Source organism: Psychrobacter halodurans, assembly GCF_017498075.1.
GTDB lineage: Bacteria > Pseudomonadota > Gammaproteobacteria > Pseudomonadales > Moraxellaceae > Psychrobacter > Psychrobacter celer.
In genome coordinates this window covers 20027-42439 of the sequence record NZ_JAGBKN010000007.1, presented here as the reverse complement: position 1 = coordinate 42439, position 22413 = coordinate 20027, and the positions used below count along the sequence as shown (strand labels likewise).

General features: G+C 48.2%; 19 protein-coding genes. 15 read left to right on the top strand and 4 right to left on the bottom strand.

Annotated elements, in window-relative coordinates; genetic code table 11:
- Nucleotides 1-109: 109 nt before the first annotated feature.
- From J3491_RS04830 to J3491_RS04800, 7 genes are all read left to right on the top strand, one after another.
- Nucleotides 110-1153 carry an EpsG family protein gene (locus J3491_RS04830; RefSeq protein WP_207969361.1) on the top strand — a complete coding sequence of 348 codons (1044 nt, stop codon included), beginning with the start codon at nucleotides 110-112 and terminating at the stop codon, nucleotides 1151-1153.
- A complete protein-coding gene (locus J3491_RS04825) occupies nucleotides 1150-2031 on the top strand; it encodes a glycosyltransferase family 2 protein (RefSeq protein WP_207969360.1) in 882 nt (293 codons plus the stop codon). The genes J3491_RS04830 and J3491_RS04825 overlap by 4 nt, the downstream gene beginning before the upstream one ends.
- A gap of 85 nt (nucleotides 2032-2116) precedes the next feature.
- A complete protein-coding gene (locus J3491_RS04820) occupies nucleotides 2117-3283 on the top strand; it encodes a glycosyltransferase (protein ID WP_207969359.1) in 1167 nt (388 codons plus the stop codon).
- A complete protein-coding gene (locus J3491_RS04815) occupies nucleotides 3280-3891 on the top strand; it encodes a sugar transferase (RefSeq protein ID WP_207969358.1) in 612 nt (203 codons plus the stop codon). Before J3491_RS04820 ends, J3491_RS04815 begins: the two co-directional genes overlap by 4 nt.
- A gap of 10 nt (nucleotides 3892-3901) precedes the next feature.
- Entirely contained in the window at nucleotides 3902-5143 is a 1242-nt protein-coding gene (locus J3491_RS04810) for a DegT/DnrJ/EryC1/StrS family aminotransferase (RefSeq protein ID WP_075101499.1), read from the top strand.
- 207 nt (nucleotides 5144-5350) lie between these two features.
- Complete coding sequence (gene folD / locus J3491_RS04805; RefSeq protein WP_075101500.1) at nucleotides 5351-6241, top strand: bifunctional methylenetetrahydrofolate dehydrogenase/methenyltetrahydrofolate cyclohydrolase FolD; 891 nt, start codon at nucleotides 5351-5353, stop codon at nucleotides 6239-6241.
- Nucleotides 6242-6321: 80 nt separating this feature from the next.
- Nucleotides 6322-6807, top strand: coding sequence for a phosphate-starvation-inducible protein PsiE (locus J3491_RS04800; RefSeq protein ID WP_075101568.1), 486 nt, complete (start codon nucleotides 6322-6324; stop codon nucleotides 6805-6807).
- 211 nt (nucleotides 6808-7018) lie between these two features.
- Here J3491_RS04800 and J3491_RS04795 read toward each other — a convergent pair whose 3' ends face one another.
- The 4 genes from J3491_RS04795 to J3491_RS04780 form a co-directional block, all read right to left on the bottom strand.
- Nucleotides 7019-8467 carry a di-heme oxidoredictase family protein gene (locus J3491_RS04795; RefSeq protein ID WP_207969357.1) on the bottom strand — a complete coding sequence of 483 codons (1449 nt, stop codon included), beginning with the start codon at nucleotides 8465-8467 and terminating at the stop codon, nucleotides 7019-7021.
- 38 nt (nucleotides 8468-8505) lie between these two features.
- A complete protein-coding gene (locus J3491_RS04790) occupies nucleotides 8506-10242 on the bottom strand; it encodes an RCC1 domain-containing protein (RefSeq protein ID WP_100749124.1) in 1737 nt (578 codons plus the stop codon).
- Between the two features lie 327 nt (nucleotides 10243-10569).
- Nucleotides 10570-11784 carry a magnesium/cobalt transporter CorA gene (gene corA / locus J3491_RS04785; protein WP_075101502.1) on the bottom strand — a complete coding sequence of 405 codons (1215 nt, stop codon included), beginning with the start codon at nucleotides 11782-11784 and terminating at the stop codon, nucleotides 10570-10572.
- 55 nt (nucleotides 11785-11839) lie between these two features.
- Nucleotides 11840-12229 (bottom strand): DUF2237 family protein, encoded by a 390-nt coding sequence (locus J3491_RS04780; protein ID WP_100749125.1) that lies wholly within the window; start codon nucleotides 12227-12229, stop codon nucleotides 11840-11842.
- 499 nt (nucleotides 12230-12728) lie between these two features.
- On the opposite strand from J3491_RS04780, the gene J3491_RS04775 reads away from it, so the two are divergent.
- The 8 genes from J3491_RS04775 to hisS all read left to right on the top strand — a co-directional run bounded on the left by J3491_RS04775 (nucleotide 12729) and on the right by hisS (nucleotide 22382).
- Nucleotides 12729-14045 carry an ATP phosphoribosyltransferase regulatory subunit gene (locus J3491_RS04775; protein ID WP_100749126.1) on the top strand — a complete coding sequence of 439 codons (1317 nt, stop codon included), beginning with the start codon at nucleotides 12729-12731 and terminating at the stop codon, nucleotides 14043-14045.
- Between the two features lie 192 nt (nucleotides 14046-14237).
- The gene (locus tag J3491_RS04770) at nucleotides 14238-15527 is read left to right on the top strand and encodes an adenylosuccinate synthase (RefSeq protein ID WP_100749127.1); all 1290 of its coding nucleotides are present in this window, start codon (nucleotides 14238-14240) and stop codon (nucleotides 15525-15527) included.
- 364 nt (nucleotides 15528-15891) lie between these two features.
- Complete coding sequence (gene ndk / locus J3491_RS04765) at nucleotides 15892-16323, top strand: nucleoside-diphosphate kinase (RefSeq protein ID WP_100749128.1); 432 nt, start codon at nucleotides 15892-15894, stop codon at nucleotides 16321-16323.
- Nucleotides 16324-16695: 372 nt separating this feature from the next.
- Complete coding sequence (rlmN, locus tag J3491_RS04760) at nucleotides 16696-17931, top strand: dual-specificity RNA methyltransferase RlmN (RefSeq protein WP_207969356.1); 1236 nt, start codon at nucleotides 16696-16698, stop codon at nucleotides 17929-17931.
- Nucleotides 17932-18037: 106 nt separating this feature from the next.
- A complete protein-coding gene (pilW, locus tag J3491_RS04755) occupies nucleotides 18038-18988 on the top strand; it encodes a type IV pilus biogenesis/stability protein PilW (RefSeq protein ID WP_243456133.1) in 951 nt (316 codons plus the stop codon).
- Nucleotides 18979-19794, top strand: a complete 816-nt coding sequence (locus J3491_RS04750; RefSeq protein ID WP_243456131.1) for a helix-turn-helix domain-containing protein — start codon at nucleotides 18979-18981, stop codon at nucleotides 19792-19794. Before pilW ends, J3491_RS04750 begins: the two co-directional genes overlap by 10 nt.
- A gap of 84 nt (nucleotides 19795-19878) precedes the next feature.
- Nucleotides 19879-20994, top strand: coding sequence for a flavodoxin-dependent (E)-4-hydroxy-3-methylbut-2-enyl-diphosphate synthase (gene ispG, locus J3491_RS04745; RefSeq protein ID WP_100749131.1), 1116 nt, complete (start codon nucleotides 19879-19881; stop codon nucleotides 20992-20994).
- A gap of 98 nt (nucleotides 20995-21092) precedes the next feature.
- A complete protein-coding gene (gene hisS / locus J3491_RS04740) occupies nucleotides 21093-22382 on the top strand; it encodes a histidine--tRNA ligase (protein WP_075101510.1) in 1290 nt (429 codons plus the stop codon).
- The last annotated feature ends 31 nt before the right edge of the window (nucleotides 22383-22413 follow it).

Below are 22413 nucleotides of genomic sequence, written 5' to 3'. Positions count from 1 at the left end.
ACCAGATATTTATAGTCAATGTTTTAGGGTTATAAAAAATAGTCGTGGTATAAAGATACATACACACCAATTGATAATAAAGAAATATATATTGTCTAAAGAGGAATAAATGCTGCCATACCTGCTCATGCTTGGTTTTGTCATGTTTTGGATAGTGCTGGAGAAGCACGCTCTAAATCGTACCTCTTTTTGGCTACCATTATTTGTTTTGACTGTATTTGCAGGGTTTCGTAGTGATCAGGTCGGCACAGACACGACAAACTATACCAGAAACTTTAACCATCAGATAAATGCAGAGTATTTTCAGTTTAACGATGATATTGAGATTGGGTATCAGCTATTAGAATATGCGATATTGAATTTTACCAGTCAGTATTTTTGGCTGCTGACAATCACCAGCTTTGTCATTGTATATTGTTATCTCAAGATAATAAAAAAATATAGTGTGAACTACTGGTTTTCTGTTTTTTTATTTATTACTTTAGGGGTTTATACATTTTCTTTTAATGGGTTACGTCAAGGAATGGCGATGGCGATATTTACTTTGGCCATTCCTCATTTGTTAGAAAAAAGACTGATACCTTATTTGTTATGGTGCGCTATCGCTTCATTGTTTCATGTCACTGCGTTATTTATTATCCCGTTTTATTTTATTGTGAATTTAAGAATAAAGCCGACATACAAGGTCTTTGCCACGTTTATAGGGTCGTTATTGGTCAGTGGGTTGTTGGTATCTTATATCTCCTCGACCAATGATAGGTATGAGAGTTATGCCAGCGCCTCCACCGAAGCGGGTGGGTTTTTGACTATTGGTTTTTATGTAGCGCTCATGATTTTGCTTCTAACGGCGCGCTATATATACAAAATCAAGGATGTGGCTTTTCAAAAGCTGTTGACGTTTTATGCTTCAGGCGTGGTTTTTGTCATTCCTTTGGCCATATTGGGTACCAATCCATCAGGGCCACAGCGGCTATTGGCATATTTTACGTGGGCATTGGTTTTGATAGTGCCTATGGTCTTTAAACGAATAAACAACGTTTATCTCTATATGCTGAGCATCGTGGTGTTTTTGCTGTACTTTATATTGACGACTTCGCGATTTAGTGATTTGAGCCCGTATCTTCTTAATCCGACATTTAAGGTTTTGTTATGAAAAACCAAACTTACGTCTCTATCGGCATCCCCATCTACAATGCTGAGGCATATTTGGCAGACGCCATCAAATCCATATTGGCACAGACACATGAGCGGTGGGAGCTAATATTGCTAGATGATGGCTCAACGGACGGCTCGCTGGCCATTGCTCAGCACTTTGCTGCGTCAGATGACAGAATAAAATTCCTCTACGACGGGGCGAACAAAAAGCTGCCTGCCCGCCTAAATCAGCTGATCGCTGTTGCTCAATATGACTACGTGGCGCGGATGGATGCTGATGATTTGGTGCATCCTGACAGGCTGGCGATTCAATTGCGTTTTTTAGAAAAAAATCCAGATTATGATTTGGTGTCTACCGGCGTGGTCTCTATCGATAACCACAATCAGGTATATGGTTGCCGTCACGTGGAGCACCTATATACAGGGTTTGAAAAAATAGAAGCCGCGTATCCCATCGTGCATGCCTCCATACTCGCAAAAAAAAGCTGGTACCAGCGGCATGCCTACAATGAAGCATATCCCAGATCTGAAGATTATGATTTGTGGTGCCGTGCCATTGCCAGTCAAGACCTAAAATTGGCGGTATTGCCGGATTTGCTTTATTACTATAGAGAAGAGGGGAACTTGTCATTAGCAAAAATCATTAGATCATACAAAGACAGCTTTCAGACATATTGTGACTATAAAAACCCTCGCCGTTTAAGCGCCACGAAGCTGGCTGGCTCAATCAAGCTGGCTGCCAAAGTGAGCACCGTCAAGCTGCTGGATTCAGCGGGGCTGCTACAAAAAATAGCCAATAAAAGAAACAAGCTCACAATGTCTACTGCGCTCAGGGCGCAGCATCAAGCTGTGGTCGATAGTATCTGCGATATATGAAGTTTGATAAATATTGATGGTGGTTTAATAGCGGATGTTTTATCCAATCATCATGCCCATAACAACCAAATGCTGAGGTGTACAAATGACGTCAAAAATATGCTTTGTGATGACCGATGCGGTGTCATTTAATCTGCTGTACCGTGACCAGCTGGAGTACCTCAGAGATCAGGCAGATATCGACATCACGCTGATCTGCGGCGGCAGTCCAGAGCAGCTTGCTACATTGCGCGCACGCAATATAGGTCAGGTGGTTGATTTGGATTTTCAGCGTCAGCCCAGTGTGTTAAAAGATGGTAAGGCGCTTGCTCGATTAAGTGCTTATATGCTAACCCACCGTTTTGATGTGGTTATTTATATTACCCCAAAAGCGATGCTTCTAGGTAGCGTAGCAAGCGCGATGACCCGACAAAAAAGAAGGATTGCGTTTAGTGTCGGCCGTCCTTATGAGAATTTTTCAGGGATAAAAAAACGCGTGTTTCAAGGTTTTGATGTCTTGAGCTTTGCGCTATCACACGAGGTACTGTTTGTCTCAAAGTCTTTACGCAGCGTATGTCTAAAAGAAGGTCTCGTCAATAAAAGCAAAGCACGGGTCATCGATCAAGGCTCGTTTAGCGGCATAGATGTCAAGTGCCTGACGCCCGTCTCACTAGAACACAAAAAGGCATTGAGACAAAAATATCAGCTGCCTATAGATGTCTTTGTCATCTGTGTGGTCGGGCGTGTATGTACAGATAAAGGCTTTGCGGATATCGGTGCCATCGCTCAGAAACTAAAAGAAAAAAACATCCATTTTATCTTTGCAGGCGACTTTGAGGATACGCTCGGAGAAAGCGTCGTTGAGACTATTGTCAAAGACAATAAAGGCGTATATCTGCCCACCAGTATGGATGTGCATGAGGTGTTTCAATGCGCTGATTTACACTTGTTTTTGAGCCACCGTGAGGGCTTTGGAAACGTCGCTATCGAGGCGGCCAGCTGCGCTATTCCAACGTTTGCTTATGATGTCGTTGGTGTCAAAGATAGCGTAAACGATGGGGTCAGCGGTCGAAAGTTTGCGCTCAAAGACATATCTGCTGTCGCCGAGGCCATTGCTTATGCTGCCGATGACGCACATTTCAAAACCCGCTATCCGCAGGCGAGAGGCTGGGCGATAGCACATTTTGAGCGCCAGCAGCTATGGGATGACTATCTAGATTTTTACTTATCCAATGTGGATCATAGAGACCAGCAGAGGCGGGCCAATATATGATAAAACGACTGTTTGATATTACCATCGCCACCACCGCGCTGATTGTGCTCTCTCCGGTATATGCCATTACCGCTTATCAGGTCAGGCGACACTTGGGAGCGCCAGTATTGTTCCGTCAGACGCGCCCAGGCCTACATGGCAAGCCGTTTGAGATGATAAAGTTTCGGTCGATGAAGGATGGTGCTGATTTGCACGGCAAGCCACTAGAAGATGGTGAGCGTTTGACGCCATTTGGCAAGGCGTTACGCAATAGCAGCCTCGATGAGCTGCCTGAGCTGTGGAATGTTATCAAAGGTGATATGAGTCTGGTCGGCCCGCGGCCGCTACTGATGGAGTATCTACCGCTATACAATGCTGAGCAAGCACGCCGGCACGACGTGCGCCCAGGTATTACAGGTCACGCGCAGGTCAATGGCCGCAATGCCATTGGCTGGGACGAAAAATTTGCCCTCGATATTTGGTATGTCGATCATCAGTCGTTATGGCTGGATACAAAGATATTATTAAAGACTATCAAAAAAGTCATACGTAAAGATGGTATCAGTGCTGATGGTGAAGCGACCATGAGTAAATTCACTGGCAACCGCGTCGATACAGGGACGCTTTGATGAGGAACTTATGCTAAACATTCCGTTTTCACCATGGCCCAGCTTTACCAAAATCGAGGCCGATGCCGTCAGTCAAGTCCTGTTATCCAACAAGGTAAACTACTGGACAGGGCTAGAGTGTCGTCAGTTTGAGACGGAGTTTGCTGAGTGGGCGGATAGTAAGTATGCCGTTGCGATAGGTAATGGTACGTTAGCATTGGACGTGGCGTTACAAGCCTTAGATATCGGCGCAGGCGATGAAGTGATTGTCACCCCGCGTACTTTTATCGCCAGTATCTCATCGGTAGTCAATGCTGGCGCGAGGCCTGTATTTGCTGATGTCGATGAGGCGACTGGAAATATCACACCAGACTCTATCGCGGCAGTGTTGACGCATAAGACCAAAGGCATCGTCTGTGTGCACTTGGCCGGCTGGCCTTGTGATATGGATGGCATCATGGCATTGGCAGATCAGCATAATTTATATGTGATAGAGGACTGTGCGCAGGCGCATGGTGCGCGTTACAAGGGCCGTAGCGTGGGTAGTATCGGGCATATCGGTGCGTGGAGCTTTTGCCAAGACAAAATCATGACCACAGGCGGTGAGGGCGGTATGGTCACCACCAATGACGAGCAGCTGTGGCGAAAAATGTGGGCATATAAAGACCATGGCAAAAGCTATGCTGCGGTCTATGAGACCGAGCATGCGCCTGGCTATCGCTGGCTGCATGAGAGCTTTGGTACCAATTGGCGTATGACTGAGATGCAGGCAGTGATTGGGCGTATTCAGCTACAGCGTATGAGTGACTGGACAGCCAAACGTACCGCTAATGCGCATGCAATACTAGATGCCTGTGCTAAATGGGAAGCAAAAGGCTATCTGTCGGTGCCAAGACTAGAAGCATCAGCGCAGTTTGCAGATTCGGCCCACGCCTATTATAAGCTCTATGTCTATGTGCAGTCAGACAACCTACCTGACGGCTGGTCGCGCAATCGGATTATTGCAGAGATAAATGCGCTGGGCGTGCCTTGCTTTTCAGGGTCTGCCTCGGAAGTGTACCGTGAAAAAGCCTTTGATAATACCGGCTTGCGTCCTAAGACGAGACTGCCAGTTGCCAAGCAGCTCGGCGAGACCAGCCTGATGTTTCTTGTGCATCCAACGTTGACAGAAGACGAAATCAAGCAAACTGTACAGGCGATCGATCAGGTGTTTGGTGCCGTGAGCGCTCGCGTCTGTGGCGATATGGATTGTGGTGAGATAAACAAGGATTGACTAAATCTGTGCATGCGAGAGAGGGAGTCGCCGAGACATTTATCGGTTACCAATGTCGGTAGGCAAGTTTTATATCGCGCTAGGATTTTTTGCCGCAGGCAGGTACAATATCGGTATTCATCCTATATTGACCAAGCATAAGACAGGCATGCAAGTAGTTGCGGGCGCTGTCTTTACTTTTTTATCGTACCCTATATTGGAGTTCTTATGTCTACTGCCCAAGCGTCTGCCACCTTATTAGATGGTAAAGCCCTTGCCAAACAAATCGAACAGCAACTGAGTGCGCGTGTAGACGCTATCAAAGCTAAGACGGGACGCACCCCAAGTCTAGCGACGATATTGGTCGGTGATGACCCTGCCTCTGCGACCTATGTACGTATGAAAGGCAATGCCTGTAAGCGTGTCGGTATGGATTCTATACGCGTTGAGATGCCAAGTGCTACGACTACCAAAGAGCTGATGGCAAAGATTGATGAGCTCAATAACGACCCTGATGTCCATGGTATTTTGCTACAGCACCCCGTCCCTGCGCATATCGATGAGCGCGCATGCTTTGAGCAAATTGACTTGGCAAAAGACGTCGATGGCGTGACTTGTCTTGGCTTTGGTCGTATGGCGATGCAGCAGTCTGCGTATGGCTCTTGCACACCGCAGGGTATCATGCACTTATTGGCGCATCATAATATCGAGTTATCAGGTAAAGAAGCCGTGGTCGTTGGCCGTAGTGCTATCTTGGGTAAGCCGATGGCGATGATGTTATTAAATGCCAACTGCACAGTGACGATGTGTCACTCAAAAACACAAGATTTGGCCGCTCATATCAAGCGTGCTGATATCGTTGTTGGCGCAGTGGGTGTGCCTGAGCTGATTAAAGCTGAGTGGCTCAAAAAAGGGGCTGTGGTGGTCGATGCAGGTTTCCACCCAACAGATAATGGCGGCGTTGGCGATATCGAGCTGACAGGCGTTGAGAGCATTGCTAGTGCTTATACGCCCGTACCAGGCGGCGTAGGCCCGATGACGATTAATACGCTTATTCGCCAGACAGTAGAAGCCGCTGAAAAATCAGCAGGCCTGAGCGGTGGTGATATCAGCGAATGAAGCCGCTAAGCGAGCAAGATACAAAACACTCAACCGAATCGCACACTCATAAAACAGACGATACACATTCGCTGGGGTCAATGATGGGCATACATGAGCGCTTGCAGTATATCGGCCGTGAGTTCGTCGATATTTGCCACTACATTATCTTGTTTTTGATCAGTGTGGTGGTGGTTTGGACCGCGGGTAAAGAGTTTTTGGTGATTTTTCAAAAGGGCTCAGCAGATCTAAAAGATATCTTACTGTTGTTTATTTATCTTGAGCTGCTGGCGATGATTGGTATTTACTTTAAGACCCATCGTCTGCCTGTGCAGTTTTTGATATTTATCGCCATTACTGCTTTGTCACGACATCTAGTGGTGGACGTACAGGCCGTCTCTGACAACTTTCATCTGTGGCTATTGGCGACGATTTCGTTTGCCATTATGGTGCTTAGCGCTTCGATCGTCATCTTGACTTGGACGGCCAAAATGTTTGGTCGCCCTGAGGACTATCTGGACGATCATCAAAGCATTAGCCCTGAGCATCATTTGCCAAGCTATAGTATTAAGCGCCGCGATGATTAAGTGATTTGTCATTGATGGCGTGTTTAATCTACAGATTGGGTGTGGTGTTGATGATTGGGTATTGATGACAGACTATTGATACTTTTGTAAAAAAGAGGGCGGCTATGGCAGTGGTCCTCTTTTTTTTGCGTGTTATATATTTTGAAAAAAATCGATACGTTGGTCGCATGATATCGGTTTTTATAACCGACAGTCTGACCTCTATGGCAGGCTAAATACCTTTTAAAAAGGCCATCAACGTCTGCTGCTCGGTGGTAGAGAGTTGGCTAAAGCGTGTTTTTGCGCCTTGTGCTTCACCGCCATGCCATAGTATCGCATCGCTCAAGCTGCTGGCACGCCCATCATGCAAAAACCGAGCTTGAGGATCGCGGGCCACGATGCCGATACCCCATAATGGCGGCGTGCGCCACTCATAGCTCTCTGCGTTCTTTTCTTTTACGCCATCATCTAGCCCCGCGCCCATATCATGTAGCAGCAAGTCAGTATAAGGGTAGATGGTTTGCTGTGATAGAAGCGGGAAGCGCGCACTGTCGCCAGTTTTTTGTTTGGGTGTATGACAGCTGGCACAGCCCACTTGGGCAAACAGTTTGGCACCTGCATTAAAAGTCGACAAGTCATCTATTCGCCGCTCAGGTACGGCAAGTGCTGTCATAAAGTCAGTCACCGCATCCAGACTGCTGTCTGAGACTTCAGGGGTACCGCCATTGGGTGCCGTCCAGCAAATCGGCTGATTGACCGTGCAGTTGGGTGCCATAAACACCGAGGTCGTCAAGCCCATATCTTGTGACATGGCATTGGCGTTTTGGGTGCGTAGGCTGATGTTGATGGCTTTCCAGCCAAAGCGTCCAACGCGCTGCTGCTGATCGTCATCGACCCAATGGACGCGGCCGCTGATACCGTCATTGTCGCTATCGTTAGGGTCGGCCGCTGCGATGATATCTGCTTCAGGGATAAGATCCAGCAAGCCCATACCGACCAGTTGCGGCGAGATGCGGCCACTGATGGCAGTTTGTCCTAACGGCTGGTTTGAGTCCGTGGGAGTGAAATCAAAGGTCACACCAGCAGGTTTGCCGTTTTGACTGGCCGTGGCGGTATAGTGCATACGGCCTTCGGTGGCGATACTGGGGTCGATGCTCTGGTGCTGCAGTTGCTCACCGTAGTAAGCGTGCGCCGCGCCTTGCTTATCCCCTAAGCGAAACAAAATCGCATCGGTGAGCTGACCGTTGGCGGCATAGACAGGCTTGCGGCCGTCTGCACTGTGGCACTGGGTACAGGCATTGGCATTAAACAGTGGCCCCACACCGTCGAACAGCGCGCGGCCCTCGCCAGCAGGTGTCCACTCTGTGATAAACAGCTCACGCCCAGGCGATACGCCGCCCAGTGCGCTGCTTGGCAGGTTTGGCATAATCTGCAAAAAAGGCTGTGCGACACTGGCGGCGATCGTCGCGTTGCCACCTGCTGGCTGCCAGTCGCTATCGACAGTGGGACGATCAGGCGTGGTCGGCGGACTTGGAAGGTTTGGTTGAGTGCTGCTTGCGTCATCCGAGCCGCCACAGGCGCTAAGCAGCGCTATCGTCACGCCAAGCGCCGTGCTTTTTATGACCGAAGAGGATAAAGACAGGGGGCGGGTGCTGCCTGCCGGTGTTGATAATAAAAACATGGTATGACCTAAAAGTATATTGACTATAAGTATATTGACTATAGTTGGCTTGGTAGTGTCACTGGTATCGGGTTGTTGTACATCCACACATGAGCGGTGTCGGCATTGCCCAGCGAGCCTTCAAAGCTCCAGCCCCATGTAAATAACTGCTCGGCTTTTGCAACATCCTCATTTACGGCATCATCGTCTTGGGTTTGCGGTTTTTGATGAGCGATCAGGTGCATAGCGCCCATGGCCATATTGTCGATATCTTTTAGGCTAGGCAGTTTGTTGGATGGCTCATCTAAATCATGGTAAATGGTCTTGCCAGCACCGTTTGTTTCGCCAAACATGCCCCATGCGTATAGGACACCATTGTTCGTTGCAGCGTTGTCACTTACAGCGTTGGTGGCTGTGCTATTGGTCGCGACGTTGTCAATCAGCGCGTAGCTGGCATTGCCATTGGCATAGACACGGCGCACGTCTTTGTCAGTGAACCAAGGCAGTTTGGTTGGGGTAGTGATGATATCTGCCCATGCATTTTGGGTGCCTTGATAGGTTTCACCGTTATAGCCCAGTTGGCTTGCGGCATTTAACCCCCAGCCGTAGACGGCCTCTTTATTGGTCAAAGCCAAGATGTGATCTCTACCAGCGGCCAGTTGAGTGACTTTTTCTGTGCTTAGCGCGGCTTCTGTGCTTGGCATGGCGTCATCATTGGCTGGCGTAGTCTTATCCACCGTGCTATTACCTAGTACGTTGATACGTACGGGTGTCGCATTTATGTTGGTGCAGTCATTAGCCAGCGTACAGGCGGCTCCCTTGCCAAGGTTGGCATAGGCATCGCTGCCCCAACCCCAGACTTGACCTTTATCGTCTAATGCATAAGAGCTATTGGCGCTAGCGACCACCTGAACGATATGGCCAGCTTCTGCCGCCGAAAAGTCTACCCTGACAGGGGTACTGCTATCGCGGTTGGTATTATCTCCAAGTTGACCTTGGCCATTGGCCCCAAAAGCCCAAACGCTACCGTCTTTGGTCAATACTAAATTGTGCTTATAGCCTGCAGCGACCATGACGGCGTCTTTGATACCTTCGATGGTGCTGATATCTAAACGGCAGTCTGCTGTTTTGCTGCAGTCATGACGACCACCATCACCGCGGCCGAGCTGTCCGTATTTGTCTTCGCCCCAGCTATATACCTGACCATTTTGTGCGATGGCAAGCGAATGGTTTTGATTAAAGCTGATGGACATCACATCCTTGGGCGCGCTACTCATTAGCATCGGCGTGACTGGGTGGCCCATCACGTCAGTGAGTTTTGTGGTCAGCCCCAGCCCTGTTTGACCATAGTTATTGCGGCCCCAGCCATATAGCTGACCGTCACGTAGGGCGGCGGTATGCGAGCCACCGGCCGCGATGGTATCGCCTAGATAAAGGGTTTTGACCTTGCGCATGATGTTGCCGGCATTATCCGTGGCCTCTAGGACAATGCGGTTGCTACCGAGGCTCAATAAAATACGATCGTCAAAGTAACCTTCGGCATCTAGCGTTAGCGCTTGGGCTGGTTGTCCGTTATTAGAGTAGGTGAGCGATTTGACGCCGCTGCTGTCTTGAACTTGCCCTGAGACAAAAACGGCCGCGACGGCGCTATAGCCATTGCTAAAGTTACTGTCGGTGGTGATAAGTGGCGGCGTCCCATCTATGACCGTGGTGTGATCAGAGTCATCGCCGCATGCTGTTAAAGTCAAGATAGCAGCAGTACAAGCGGCGATCGGGGTAAGACGGGATAAACGCATAAAAACCTCAATAGGTACAAAATAATAGATATAAAATGACAATACCGCCCCGTACAAATGCTACGCGCGTAGTATTTGTCGTGCTGGCTGATAATGTAGCGAAATAAGGATAAGGGTAAGAGTGTGGCAATAATATCTAAGAATAATATTACAAATAATAATCATTATCAATCATTAATAAAAAAACAGCACCTTGAGCGATGCTGTTTTTCATCTGCATGGTAGGCGTGAGCCAAATACCAAAGTCTGATCTGTATCGAGTTTTGTGCGGGGCGTTTTGTGTTTGTTGACCGAAAAAATGACGTTAGCGTATAGCCGTTATAGCCGTTATAGCCATTTGAGGCGTTTAAAGTTGTAATACAAATAGCCGCACAGTGAGCCGATGATCACCATGATGACCAGATACGAGTACTGCCAGTGCAGCTCAGGCATAAAGTCAAAGTTCATACCGTAGATACCAGCGATGGCCGTTGGTACCGCTAAAATCCCTGCCCACGCGGCGAGCTTACGTACCACCTCGTTTTGTCCCATATTGACCATGGCCATATAGGTGTTCATCACCACGCTTAGCATCTCATTGAGGCCGTTGATGGCGTCTAACGAGTGCAGCAAGTGGTCATTGACGTCACGAAAGTAGGGCTTGGCCGCTTGCGAAAACCCAGAGACCAGCTCGCTTTTTTTGTGATTGATAAAAAAACTACAGATGTCTTGCACCGGTAAGATAATCGCCCGCATGTGTACCAGCTGTGACTTGAGCTCGTAGAGGTTTTTGAGCGTGCCCTTATCAAACTCATAGGTAAACACGTAACGCTCTTGCTCACGCAGATAACGTCCCAAACGATCGGTAATCGGCATATAGTTATCCACGATAAAATCGAGAATAGCGTGCAAGACAAATATCGGCCCCATTCTGAGCTTTTCTGGGCGGCGGTGGCAGTGCTCGCGGACAGGTGCGTAGGAGTTGGATGGACCATTGCGAATGGTGATTAAGTAGTTTTTGCCCATAAATATCGCAGTGGTGCCGTAGCGAATGACGTTGTCTTCAAGCTTGGCGGTACGTAAGACCACAAATACCATGTCGTTGTCGTAATTTTCGACTTTGGCGCGCTGATGGTCGGCAAAGGCATCCTCGATAGCAAGTTCGTGCAGACCAAAGGCTTCTTTGACTTTGACCATGGTTTGGAGGCTGGGGTCATACAAACCCAGCCAGATAAACTGGCCATTGTTACTCAGCGCCCGACTGACATCATTTAGCGCCACTTTATCGAGGTTTTCGCCGGTCTTACGAGAGTAGGCGTAGCAGTTGACGACCTCATCTTCACTGGATAGATCGATATCTTCATAGCGCTCAGAATCAGGGTCATAGACCGTCATGGTCTCGATGGTGTCTTCTCTGGTGGCATCGGCATCGCCGTAGATATAGCTATCATCATTATCGAGATATAAATGCTCATCATTCATATCCGCATAAAGACGGTTGATGTCGGAGTTAGGTTCAATACGTGCGGTTTTTTTGAGCAGTTGATCGTTATTGTGGTCCATACCCCCTCCCGTGATAAAGTAAAAAATATCTCACAAATAAAACGCGGCGCCGTCATTAAAGCGCGTGGCTTTTTAAAGTCTCAATATCGACCAAGCTCAGCAGGCTTTCGTGACAGGCTTCGAGCTTGATCGGCGGGGCGATATCAAAGTCCAAGGCCTCGACCCAGCGCAGCGCACAGATGCACCAGTAGTCGCCAGGTTTTAATCCAGCAAAACCATACTCAGGCAGGGGCGTGATCAAGTCGTTGCCGCGACTGGCAGAAAAATTCAAAAACTCGCTGGTCATCTTGGCGCAGACGGTATGCTGGCCGACATCATGACTGCCAGTATGACAAAAACCATTGCGATAATAGCCGGTAATCGGGTCAAAACAGCAGCTGGCAAGCGCCGTCCCTAAGACGTTGGTTTGGTTGATGGCTGGGTTTGGGTGGTAATCAGGTGACATAAGGCTTCCGAGATAAAAATATGTGTTAGTGTAACATGAGTCTGTCTGCATGGCGTTGTTCTTGCTGGGGTAGTTCGCGCACGTTTTTATCAAGTGATGCAAGCGCATAGCGGCTATTTGACGGACGCTATTTGTTCAATACGAGCAGATAGCCGTCGCCATATCTGCTGATGCTCATGATGCCATGGACGATAATTAGATAGTAATTGTGCCCAATTGTCACTAGGCGAACCTTGACTGCTATGCTAAACTAAAGCATAAAGTGCCTTGATTATTTATCTCTGTTTATTAGCGCATAAAGATACTCGTCTTATCATCCTAAATTATACTTATTACTCACCCTGTTGCGGTTACCTAGTTTGTTTATAAATAATTGGGTCAATGATGTTGTGTGTTAAAAACACAACGATACGATGTCAATGCCCTTATAAATACAACCTTTTAGTACCGCATCAGTACCGCGTTTTTTGGTAAGCGATACGCCAAACAAGGATTTATTGTGTCTGTCAGTTCTGATTCTGCAAAACCTGCCCAGTTAAATGCAACAAAAAATGCGGCCACTCAGCCTGCCGATAGCGTTGCTAAATCCAATAGCATGCCCTACCTAAACCACTTTGCCAGCGATGTGGCCAACAGTTGGCTGTTGCCTGATGGCGTGGTGGATGTATTGTTTGAAGACGCGCATAAGCAAGAGGTGCTTAGGTACCAATTGACGCAGCAGCTGATCACTCATGGCTATCAGTTGGTCAACCCGCCGATGATTGAGTTTACTGAATCACTGTTAAGTGACGCTTCAGAAGACTTGAAACGTCAGACGTTCAAGATCATCGATCAGCTGACGGGTCGTTTGATGGGCTTGCGTGCCGATATTACCCCACAGATTTTGCGTATCGATGCGCATCATGGCGGTACCGGTATTGCGCGTTACTGCTATGCAGGTGATGTGATTCACACCTTGCCGTCAGGACTGTTTGGCTCACGTACGCCCTTGCAGTTAGGCGCTGAGATATTTGGCTGCGCCGATTTGGCAGCCGATATCGAGCTGATTGATGTCTTGTTTGGGATGGTCAATACACTAGATATGAGCGCGGCGCTGCATATTGACTTGGGTCATGTGGCGATATTTAAGCGTTTGGCTGAGATGGCGGCGCTATCTGACAGCGACGCTGAGCAATTGATGCATTTGTATGCCAATAAAAACCTACCAGAGCTCAAACGCGTTTGCCAAGCATTGCCAATGGGCGATGACTTTTATGCCTTAGCGCGTTTTGGTCACGATATCGATAATTTGCTGACCAAGCTCTCTACTGCTGCGCAGCAAGATGAACAGATATCTACGGCTATCGATGAGCTACAGCGCCTAAAAACGCACCTAAAAACGCAGTGGCAGTGTCCGGTGAGTGTCGATGTGACTGAGCTATCAGGCTATCACTATCATACTGGCATTGTCTTTAATGGCTATATCAATAGCGAGACTCAGCCGCTGGTACGCGGCGGGCGCTTTGATGGTATGCAAAGCGGTGGCCATCTGTCCGTCAGCCAGCCACGCGAAGCCACAGGCTTTAGTATGGATGTCAGCCGTTTGCTGGCGCACACGCAGCTTGAAGTGCCGAGTATCGTGCTGATTGATTATCAAGCCGCCACTCAAGCAAGCCCTGAGCAGCGACAAACCTTGCTCCAGCAGGCCACCAGCTTACGCGAGCAGGGCTACCGTGTCACCATGCCACTAAACGCGGACGATCGTCCCGATGGCGTGACACATCGTTTAGGTTTTGCTGACAATCAATGGCAACTACAAACCATCTCGCTTAACTAGATTCAGTTTGGCTGACTTATAGATATATTTACAGTGGCATCGCCGCTTGGATAAAGATTTTAAGATAAAACATACTTGGTTTGGCGCGGCAATGATAAGCGCGCTGAGCACAAGCATCAAACACTGCTAACATCACGTTAGTTTTGCAACCGTTATTGCACACACCTCAATACATAAAGGTAAGGATTGATCATGGGTAAGAATGTCGTAGTTTTGGGTAGCCAATGGGGCGATGAAGGTAAGGGTAAAATCGTTGATTTACTTACCGAAAAAGCCTCAGCCGTCGCTCGTTTTCAAGGCGGTCACAACGCTGGGCACACACTGGTTGTCGATGGCAAAACCACCGTCCTACATTTGATCCCATCGGGTATCTTGCGCGAAGGCGTCACCTGCTTCATCGGTAACGGTGTGGTACTAGCGCCAGACGCCCTACTAAAAGAGATAAAAGATCTAGAAGCTAATAACGTACCAGTACGCGAGCGTCTACGTATCTCGCCAAACTGCCCACTCATCATGCCATATCACGTGGCACTTGACCAAGCACGCGAAGCTAAACGCGGTACAGGCAAAATCGGTACCACAGGTCGCGGCATCGGTCCTGCATATGAGGACAAAGTGGCGCGCCGTGCCATCAAGCTTGCTGACTTGTTCCGCGATGATTTAGAAGAAAAACTACGTAACCTAATCGAATATCACAACTTCCAACTGACACAGTATTATAAAGTCGATGCCATCGATTTTGATGAGACCTTTAAGCTGTGCCAAGAGTGGCGCGAAGAGATCAAAGGCATGGTTACTGATGTGACCGAAGACCTCAATCAATTGCGCCTTGCTGGCAAAAACCTAATGTTTGAGGGTGCACAAGGTACGCTACTTGATATCGACCACGGTACCTATCCTTTTGTCACCAGCTCAAGCGTCACAGCAGGCGGCGTATCAACTGGTACGGGTATCGGCCCATTGTACCTAGACTATGTACTTGGTATCACCAAAGCCTACACCACGCGCGTTGGTAGTGGCCCATTCCCAACAGAGTTGTTTGATGATGTGGGTGCCCACTTAGCCAAAGTCGGCCATGAGTTTGGCGCGACCACTGGCCGCGCGCGTCGCTGCGGCTGGTTTGATGCCGAGGCATTACGCCGTGCGGTGGTATTGAACTCTATGTCAGGTATCTGCTTGACCAAGCTTGACGTCTTAGATGGTCTTGAAGAACTGCTAATTGGTGTGGGTTACAACCTCCCTGAGACAGAATGTGCTGGCGCGCACGACGCAGAGTTCTATGAGTCTGTCACACCGAAGTACGAAACGATGGAAGGTTGGAGCGAGTCTACCGTTGGTATTACCAACTATGACGACCTACCAGAAAACGCCAAAAAATACATCAAACGTATCGAAGCATTGATTGGTTGCCCAGTAGATATCATCTCAACCGGCCCTGACCGCGAAGAGACCATCGTACTTCGTGATCCGTATGATGCTTAGTGCTTACTATAAGTCTTGGTGTTATAAGCACTAACTGGCTTTTAGTATTAATCAAGTAGTATTCATCAAGTAGTATCAATTAAAAGGACCCCAGTGCTGAGCATTGGGGTCCTTTTTGGTCAATGTGATGACCGTATTAATAATTAGCGGATCATAAATTTACTTTTATGCAAGGTGCGGTCATAAATTAACCCTATCATTTATAGCCTCAATCATTATAATAGGCAACAATCCTATGTTGACGCTCGTGTTTTGCTATCGATAAATCATGAGTTATCCGCTTCGTCGACATGGCGGCCAACGTTAAAACAAAGCATCTATCCCTTTACTTTTACCAAACTGACCCCCTATTAGGAGTTTTTTTATGGCTAACGAACGTACTTTATCTATCATCAAGCCTGATGCCGTCGCTGGCAACAATATCGGCGCTATTTATAGCCGTTTTGAAGAAGCGGGTTTAAAAATCGTTGCTGCAAAAATGTTGCATCTTGATGACAAAAAAGCAGGCGGTTTTTACGCTGAGCATGCCGAGCGTCCATTTTATAATGCTTTGGTCTCATTCATGACTTCAGGCCCTGTTGTCGTTTCTGTATTAGAAGGCGAAAACGCCATTGCTAAGCACCGTGAAATCATGGGCGCAACCAACCCAGCCGATGCTGCCGAAGGCACTATCCGTGCTGACTTTGCTAGCAGCATCGACGAAAACGCGGTTCATGGTTCAGATTCAGCTGAGTCCGCAGCACGTGAAATCAGCTACTTCTTTAATGATGATGAAGTATGTGCACGTACGCGCTAAGAGCAGCCAGTTATTGATAGCAGCCGAGAGGTTGGTTATGAATAATTTGTGTCGCAAGACGGCTTATATCTGATGGGTATAAGCCGTTTTAGCTATTTTGGTTTGTCTGTTTTTTCGCCGTCTTTGTGTTATTGAAATTTTTTATTATTTGCCTCATTATTGTCTTTATCTAGCATTATCAATCCTTTATCAGTATAGTTACTCATTTTTTGTGCTTGTCGCTATGTATGATTGGCATAAGTACAAGAGACGCTGCGCTCATAATGGATTGCTAATGGCCATATTTGCCATAAGGCGTATGGAGAGCAACACTCATCGCTTATATCAACAATTGCCACGCTTAATTTAGCTGATGCAAAAAGGTTACCTATTATGTCCACTGTTCAATCTCCGATCCAGCATGTCCCTGCCACCTCCAAAGCCAGCATCAAGCTGGTCGATGAAGCGCAGGCCAAGACCAATCTTTTGGGGATGACCCAAGCACAATTGGCTGACTATTTTAAAAGCCTCGGCGAAAAGCCATTTCGCGCGACGCAAGTGATTAAATGGATATATCAGCACGGGGTGACAGATTTTGAGCAGATGACCAATCTGAGCAAGTCACTGCGCGATAAATTGTCGCTGAATGCCTGCGTGACTCCGCCTAAGGTTATTCATCGTCAGTACAGTGATGATGGTACGCGTAAATGGGTGTTTGAAGTGACGGGCGGCTCGCTGGTGGAGACGGTATTGATTCCGGCGGATGATAATAAATCAAATGGCCGCAAAACCTTATGTATCTCTTCGCAAGTCGGCTGCGCGCTCGACTGTAGTTTTTGTAGTACCGGTAAGCAAGGCTTTGAGCGCGATCTGACGGCGGCTGAGATCATCGGGCAGCTGTGGGTGGCCAATGCTTCTTACATGAGTGATGACAATGACAGTTTAGAGGCTGTCGATCATAGCGCTTGGGAAAACCATGTAACCAACGTGGTGATGATGGGTATGGGTGAGCCTTTATTAAACTACAAGCCTGTGATCGGCTCGATGGAGATTATGCTCAGCGACCATGCTTATGGCCTCTCAAAACGCCGCGTGACATTGTCGACCTCAGGCGTGGTACCCAAGATGTATCAGCTGGCACAAGATCTTGATGTGGCTTTGGCGATATCCTTGCACGCGCCCAATGATGAGCTGCGTGATGAGCTGGTGCCTATCAATAAAAAATACCCGTTAAGTGAGCTGATCGCCGCGGCAAAAAACTACGTGTACGATGTCAATCCGCGCCACAAAAAACACGTCACCATTGAGTATGTCATGCTTGATGGCGTCAATGACAGCGATGAGCATGCGCGGCAGTTGGTGGCGTTGTTGGATGGCCTGCCAAGTAAGATTAATTTGATACCGTTTAATCCGTTTCCGCATGCACCATATGACAAATCAAGCAACAACCGCATCCATGCGTTTAGCAATATCTTAAGTGACGCTGGGTTTGTGTGTACCATTCGTCAAACGCGCGGCGACGATATCGATGCGGCTTGCGGCCAGCTGGTCGGGCAGGTCGCCGATCGTACTCGTCGTTCAGCGGCATGGCAGCAAAGCATCAAAGCGCGTGAAAACACTGAGTTGTGATTCATCATACAATTAATCACAACTAAATTGTACTTATGGGGGCTAAATCTATTAAACTGATGCTTCGATTATCGAACGCATTGAATCCAGTTTTATGATGGCGGCTATGATGACTTCTAAAAATTCTTGTCAAAATAAGTATCAAAGCGTGTGTTTTTTGACTGACAAACCATGGATGACAGCCACGTTGCCAGTAGTGGCACAGGCGGCAGTGACGTCCAAACGGCTACTGCTCGGCATGGCGATGGTGGGGCTGTTTTTGACGGGGTGTCAAAGCACGCCAACCGATGATTTATTGGGGGATACCCCTTATCAAACGTCGACGCGGCCGAGCAATGATCGAAACTTGGATCAACAAGAAATTGCGCGCGTACGCACCTCGCTTGCGGCGCAATATATCCGCAAAAACGAGCTTGATACCGCTCAACGCCAACTCGAAAAAGCCTTCGCTGCCGATAGCCGTTACGCGCCAGCCTATGATATGATGGGCGTTTTGCTGCAGCAAGAGGGCAGCCGTATCAATCTGCAAAAAGCCGATCAGTACTTTAAAAAAGCCATCGCGCTTGATAAAGACTTTGAGCAAGCTCACAATAACTATGGCGTGTATTTGTCGCAGATGAAACGCTATAAAGAGGCGGCTGAGCAGTTTGAGATTGCAGGGGCAGCGCTTGGCTACGAAGGTCGTATCGGCGCGCTGGAAAACCTAGGCCGTACCTACCTACAGATGGGCGACCGTACTGCTGCGGCCAAAGCGTTTTTGCGCGCGCTAGATGGCAACCGCAATAGCATCATCGCCCATATCGAATTGGTAGATTTGTTGCTTGAGCAGCAGCGGGTGGCCCAAGCACAAAAACTTTATGACGAGACATTGATCTTGGTACAAGGGCAAGGTATCAGCCCGCGCTTGCTATTACAAGGCATCAAACTTGCGGCGGCTCAAAACAACATAACCACACGCCAGCAATTGGCACAGCAGCTTTTATCCGCTTATCCACTAAGTGATGAAGCAAAACAACTTAAGACTTGGCTTAACAATCCAGAGGCACCATGGAAATGACCACCCCATCATCAAACACTCAATCAAACACTCAGGGATCATTTGGTGCCATGTTGCAGCAAGCCCGCAAAACAAAGCAAGTCAGCCTAGAAGAGGCCGCCGCCGAGCTGTTTATTTTAAAGCGTCACCTAAAAGCCTTAGAAAACGAGAATTTTGCAGATTTGCCGCAAGCCGCGTTTGCTCGTGGTTTTGCTATCAACTATGCCAAGTTTTTGGGGTTGGACCCTGTAAAAATCGCCAGTAGCTTTGATGCCGCCTATCCCAATGAGCTAAAACCGTATTCAGTCAACAACATTGATACACCGCTGCGCCCGATGGGCACCTTGCAGCGCGACACTCACAACCGTATTCGTTTCAATCCGTTACTGATTATCGCGGTCATTGGCGTTATTATCTTAGCGATTTTTTTATTCCGCATGGTCAGTAATGCCAGCAAAGAAAACACCCAAGCACCGACCAACGCTGTCGAAGACATCTCGGCACTTGAGCAGGCTCAAGGCGCTGCTATCGATGGCGAGACAGGCGTGGGTGCTGCAGGCTCTGCGCTTAACATAGGTGCGGCGAGCAGCACCGCGACGCTAGAGGTGATGTTGAGCGATGAGGCGGTGGTGGTGATTACTGATGCGTCAGGGAGCAATCTGATGAACGGCGCTCAAAGCACAGGTAGCTATAAGTTATCTGGCATGCCGCCATTTAATGTACAGATCGATAATGTCGATAATGTCAGCTTAATGCTCAACCAAGAGGCGGTGGCATTAGAGGCGTACGCCACTGATAAGCAAGCCAGTTTTGAGCTTGCGCCATAAGTGGGTAAAAGCATAACGTCGCATCGTTAGGTATTATTGTCAGGGTTTATTTTTATTTTTTTGCTTTAACCAAAGGGTTTGTCTATGTCAACGTCAGCGCCTATTAACCGTCGTCTTACCAAAAAAATATATGTCGGTGATGTCGCGATTGGGGGTGATGCACCGATTAGTGTGCAAAGCATGACCAACACCGAGACTTGTGATGTGGCTGCGACGGTCGCACAAATCGAGCGCTGCGTAGAAGCAGGCGCTGATCTGATGCGCGTCTCGACCCCGACGATGGATACGGTCAACGCCTTTGCCGAAATCCGTAAACAGGTCAGCGTGCCGCTTATCGCCGATGTGCATTTTGATCATAAGATTGCTTTGGCAGTGGCCGAAGCAGGTGCTGATTGTTTGCGTATCAACCCAGGTAATATCGGTAGTGATGCTAAAGTACGTGAAGTGGTTGCCTGCGCCAAGCATCACAATATCCCGATTCGTATCGGTGTCAACGCAGGCTCGCTAGAAAAAGACATCCAGCGAAAGTATAAAGAGCCGACGGGCGAGGCGATGCTAGAGTCCGCGATGCGCCATATCGATATTTTGGAGCGTCTCAATTTTGATCAGTACAAAGTCTCAGTCAAAGCCAGTAATGTGTTTTTGACATTAGAGGCGTATCGTCTGCTCTCAGCCCAAATTGACAACCCGCTACATCTGGGCGTGACCGAAGCTGGTGTCTATCGCACCGGCGCGGTCAAATCTGCCATTGCATTAGGGGGACTGCTCCTAGACGGCATCGGCGATACTATTCGTATCTCCCTAGCGGCAGAGCCTGAAGAAGAAATCAAAATCGGCTTTGATATTTTAAAATCGCTAAACATCCGCTCAAACGGTGTCAATTTTATCGCTTGTCCTAGCTGCTCGCGCCAAGAGTTTGATGTGATCAAAGTGATGACAACGTTAGAGTCGCGTCTCGAGGATATTCGTGAGCCGATGGATCTGTCAGTGATTGGCTGCAAAGTAAATGGCCCAGGGGAGGCCAAAGAAGCCGATATCGGTATCGTCGGTGCTGCGCCAAAGTCATTAGTCTACCGTATGGGCGAAAAAAGCCATTTGATCAATACCGAAAACCTAGTCGATGAGATTGAAAGTATGGTGCGCGCCCATGCTGAAGACTTGGCAAAAAAGCGCGAAAATGAGATTATTCGCGTTAAATAAATACCAGTAGCGCTAACGGATACCAGTAGTGCTGTCGCTGTTTTTAGGTTAATTATATAAAAAAGAACTTGTGATAAATTTAAGGATATGACCGTACCATGATCAAAGCTATCAAAGGGTTTAATGATATTTTGCCTACCCAATCGGCAAAATGGCTACAATTAGAAGCGATATTGGCGGATGTGCTGGGTAGGTACGGTTATGAGCATATTCGTCTGCCTATCGTCGAGCAGACTGATTTGTTTGCCCGTGCTATTGGCGGGGCCACAGACATCGTCGAAAAAGAGATGTATAGCTTTGCCGATAAATCTGAGCCGCCCACTCCTTTGACCTTGCGCCCAGAGGGCACCGCAGGCGCGGTAAGGGCTGTAATCGAGCACAATCTACTGCGCGGTGATACGCCTAAACTATGGTACATCGGCCCCATGTTTCGCTACGAGCGCCCGCAAAAAGGCCGCTATCGTCAGTTTCATCAATTAGGGGTCGAAAGCTTCGGTAGTGCGCTGCCCGATGCCGATGCTGAGCTGATCGCGATGACGCATCTGATGTGGCAAGCGCTGGGTCTCAAAGACGAGATGCGCTTGCAACTAAACAGCTTGGGTGAAATCGACGAGCGCCATGCTTACCGTGAGGCTCTAGTCGCTTATCTAACCGACAAACAAGACCAGCTTGACGAAGACAGCAAGCGCCGTCTGACGACCAACCCGCTACGTATCTTAGACAGCAAAGAGGCGAGTACGCAGGCGTTATTGGCAGAAGCGCCAAAGCTGGCTGAGTTTTTGGGTACGGAGAGCATGGCGCACTTTGAGCAAGTGCAGGCATACTTGACCGCGCTTGGTATCGATTTTGAGATCAATCCGCATCTGGTACGCGGTCTGGATTATTACAATAAGACCGTCTTTGAATGGGTGACAGACAAGCTAGGTAGCCAAGCTACCGTCTGTGCAGGTGGGCGTTATGATGGTTTGGTTGGCCAGCTAAAGTCTGTTGGTACTGACGGCAGTAAACCTGCCAAATCTGAGCCTGCCGTTGGATTTGCCATGGGGCTTGAGCGTTTATTATTGTTACTAGAGGCGGTCGCGCCGATGGCAGACGTTTCGGCCTGCGATGTCTTTGTGGTCGCTCATCCAGAAGTCTATAGCGCAGGTATCAAGTATGCCCAAAACCTACGTTATGAGCGTCCAGATATCCGAGTCAAGATGGCAAGTGCCACCAGCCTAAAAGCGCAAATGAAAAAGGCGGATAAATCAGGGGCTGCGCTCACGGTGATTATTGCTCAGCAAGAGCTCGATGACAATCTGGTGAGTATCAAAGACATGCAGACAGGCGAGCAGCGTAGTGTCTCGCAAGACTGGCTATCGAATGCAGACAATTTTTCGCGCCAGTGATGAATGGGTCGATTGATTAGTCGATCAATTA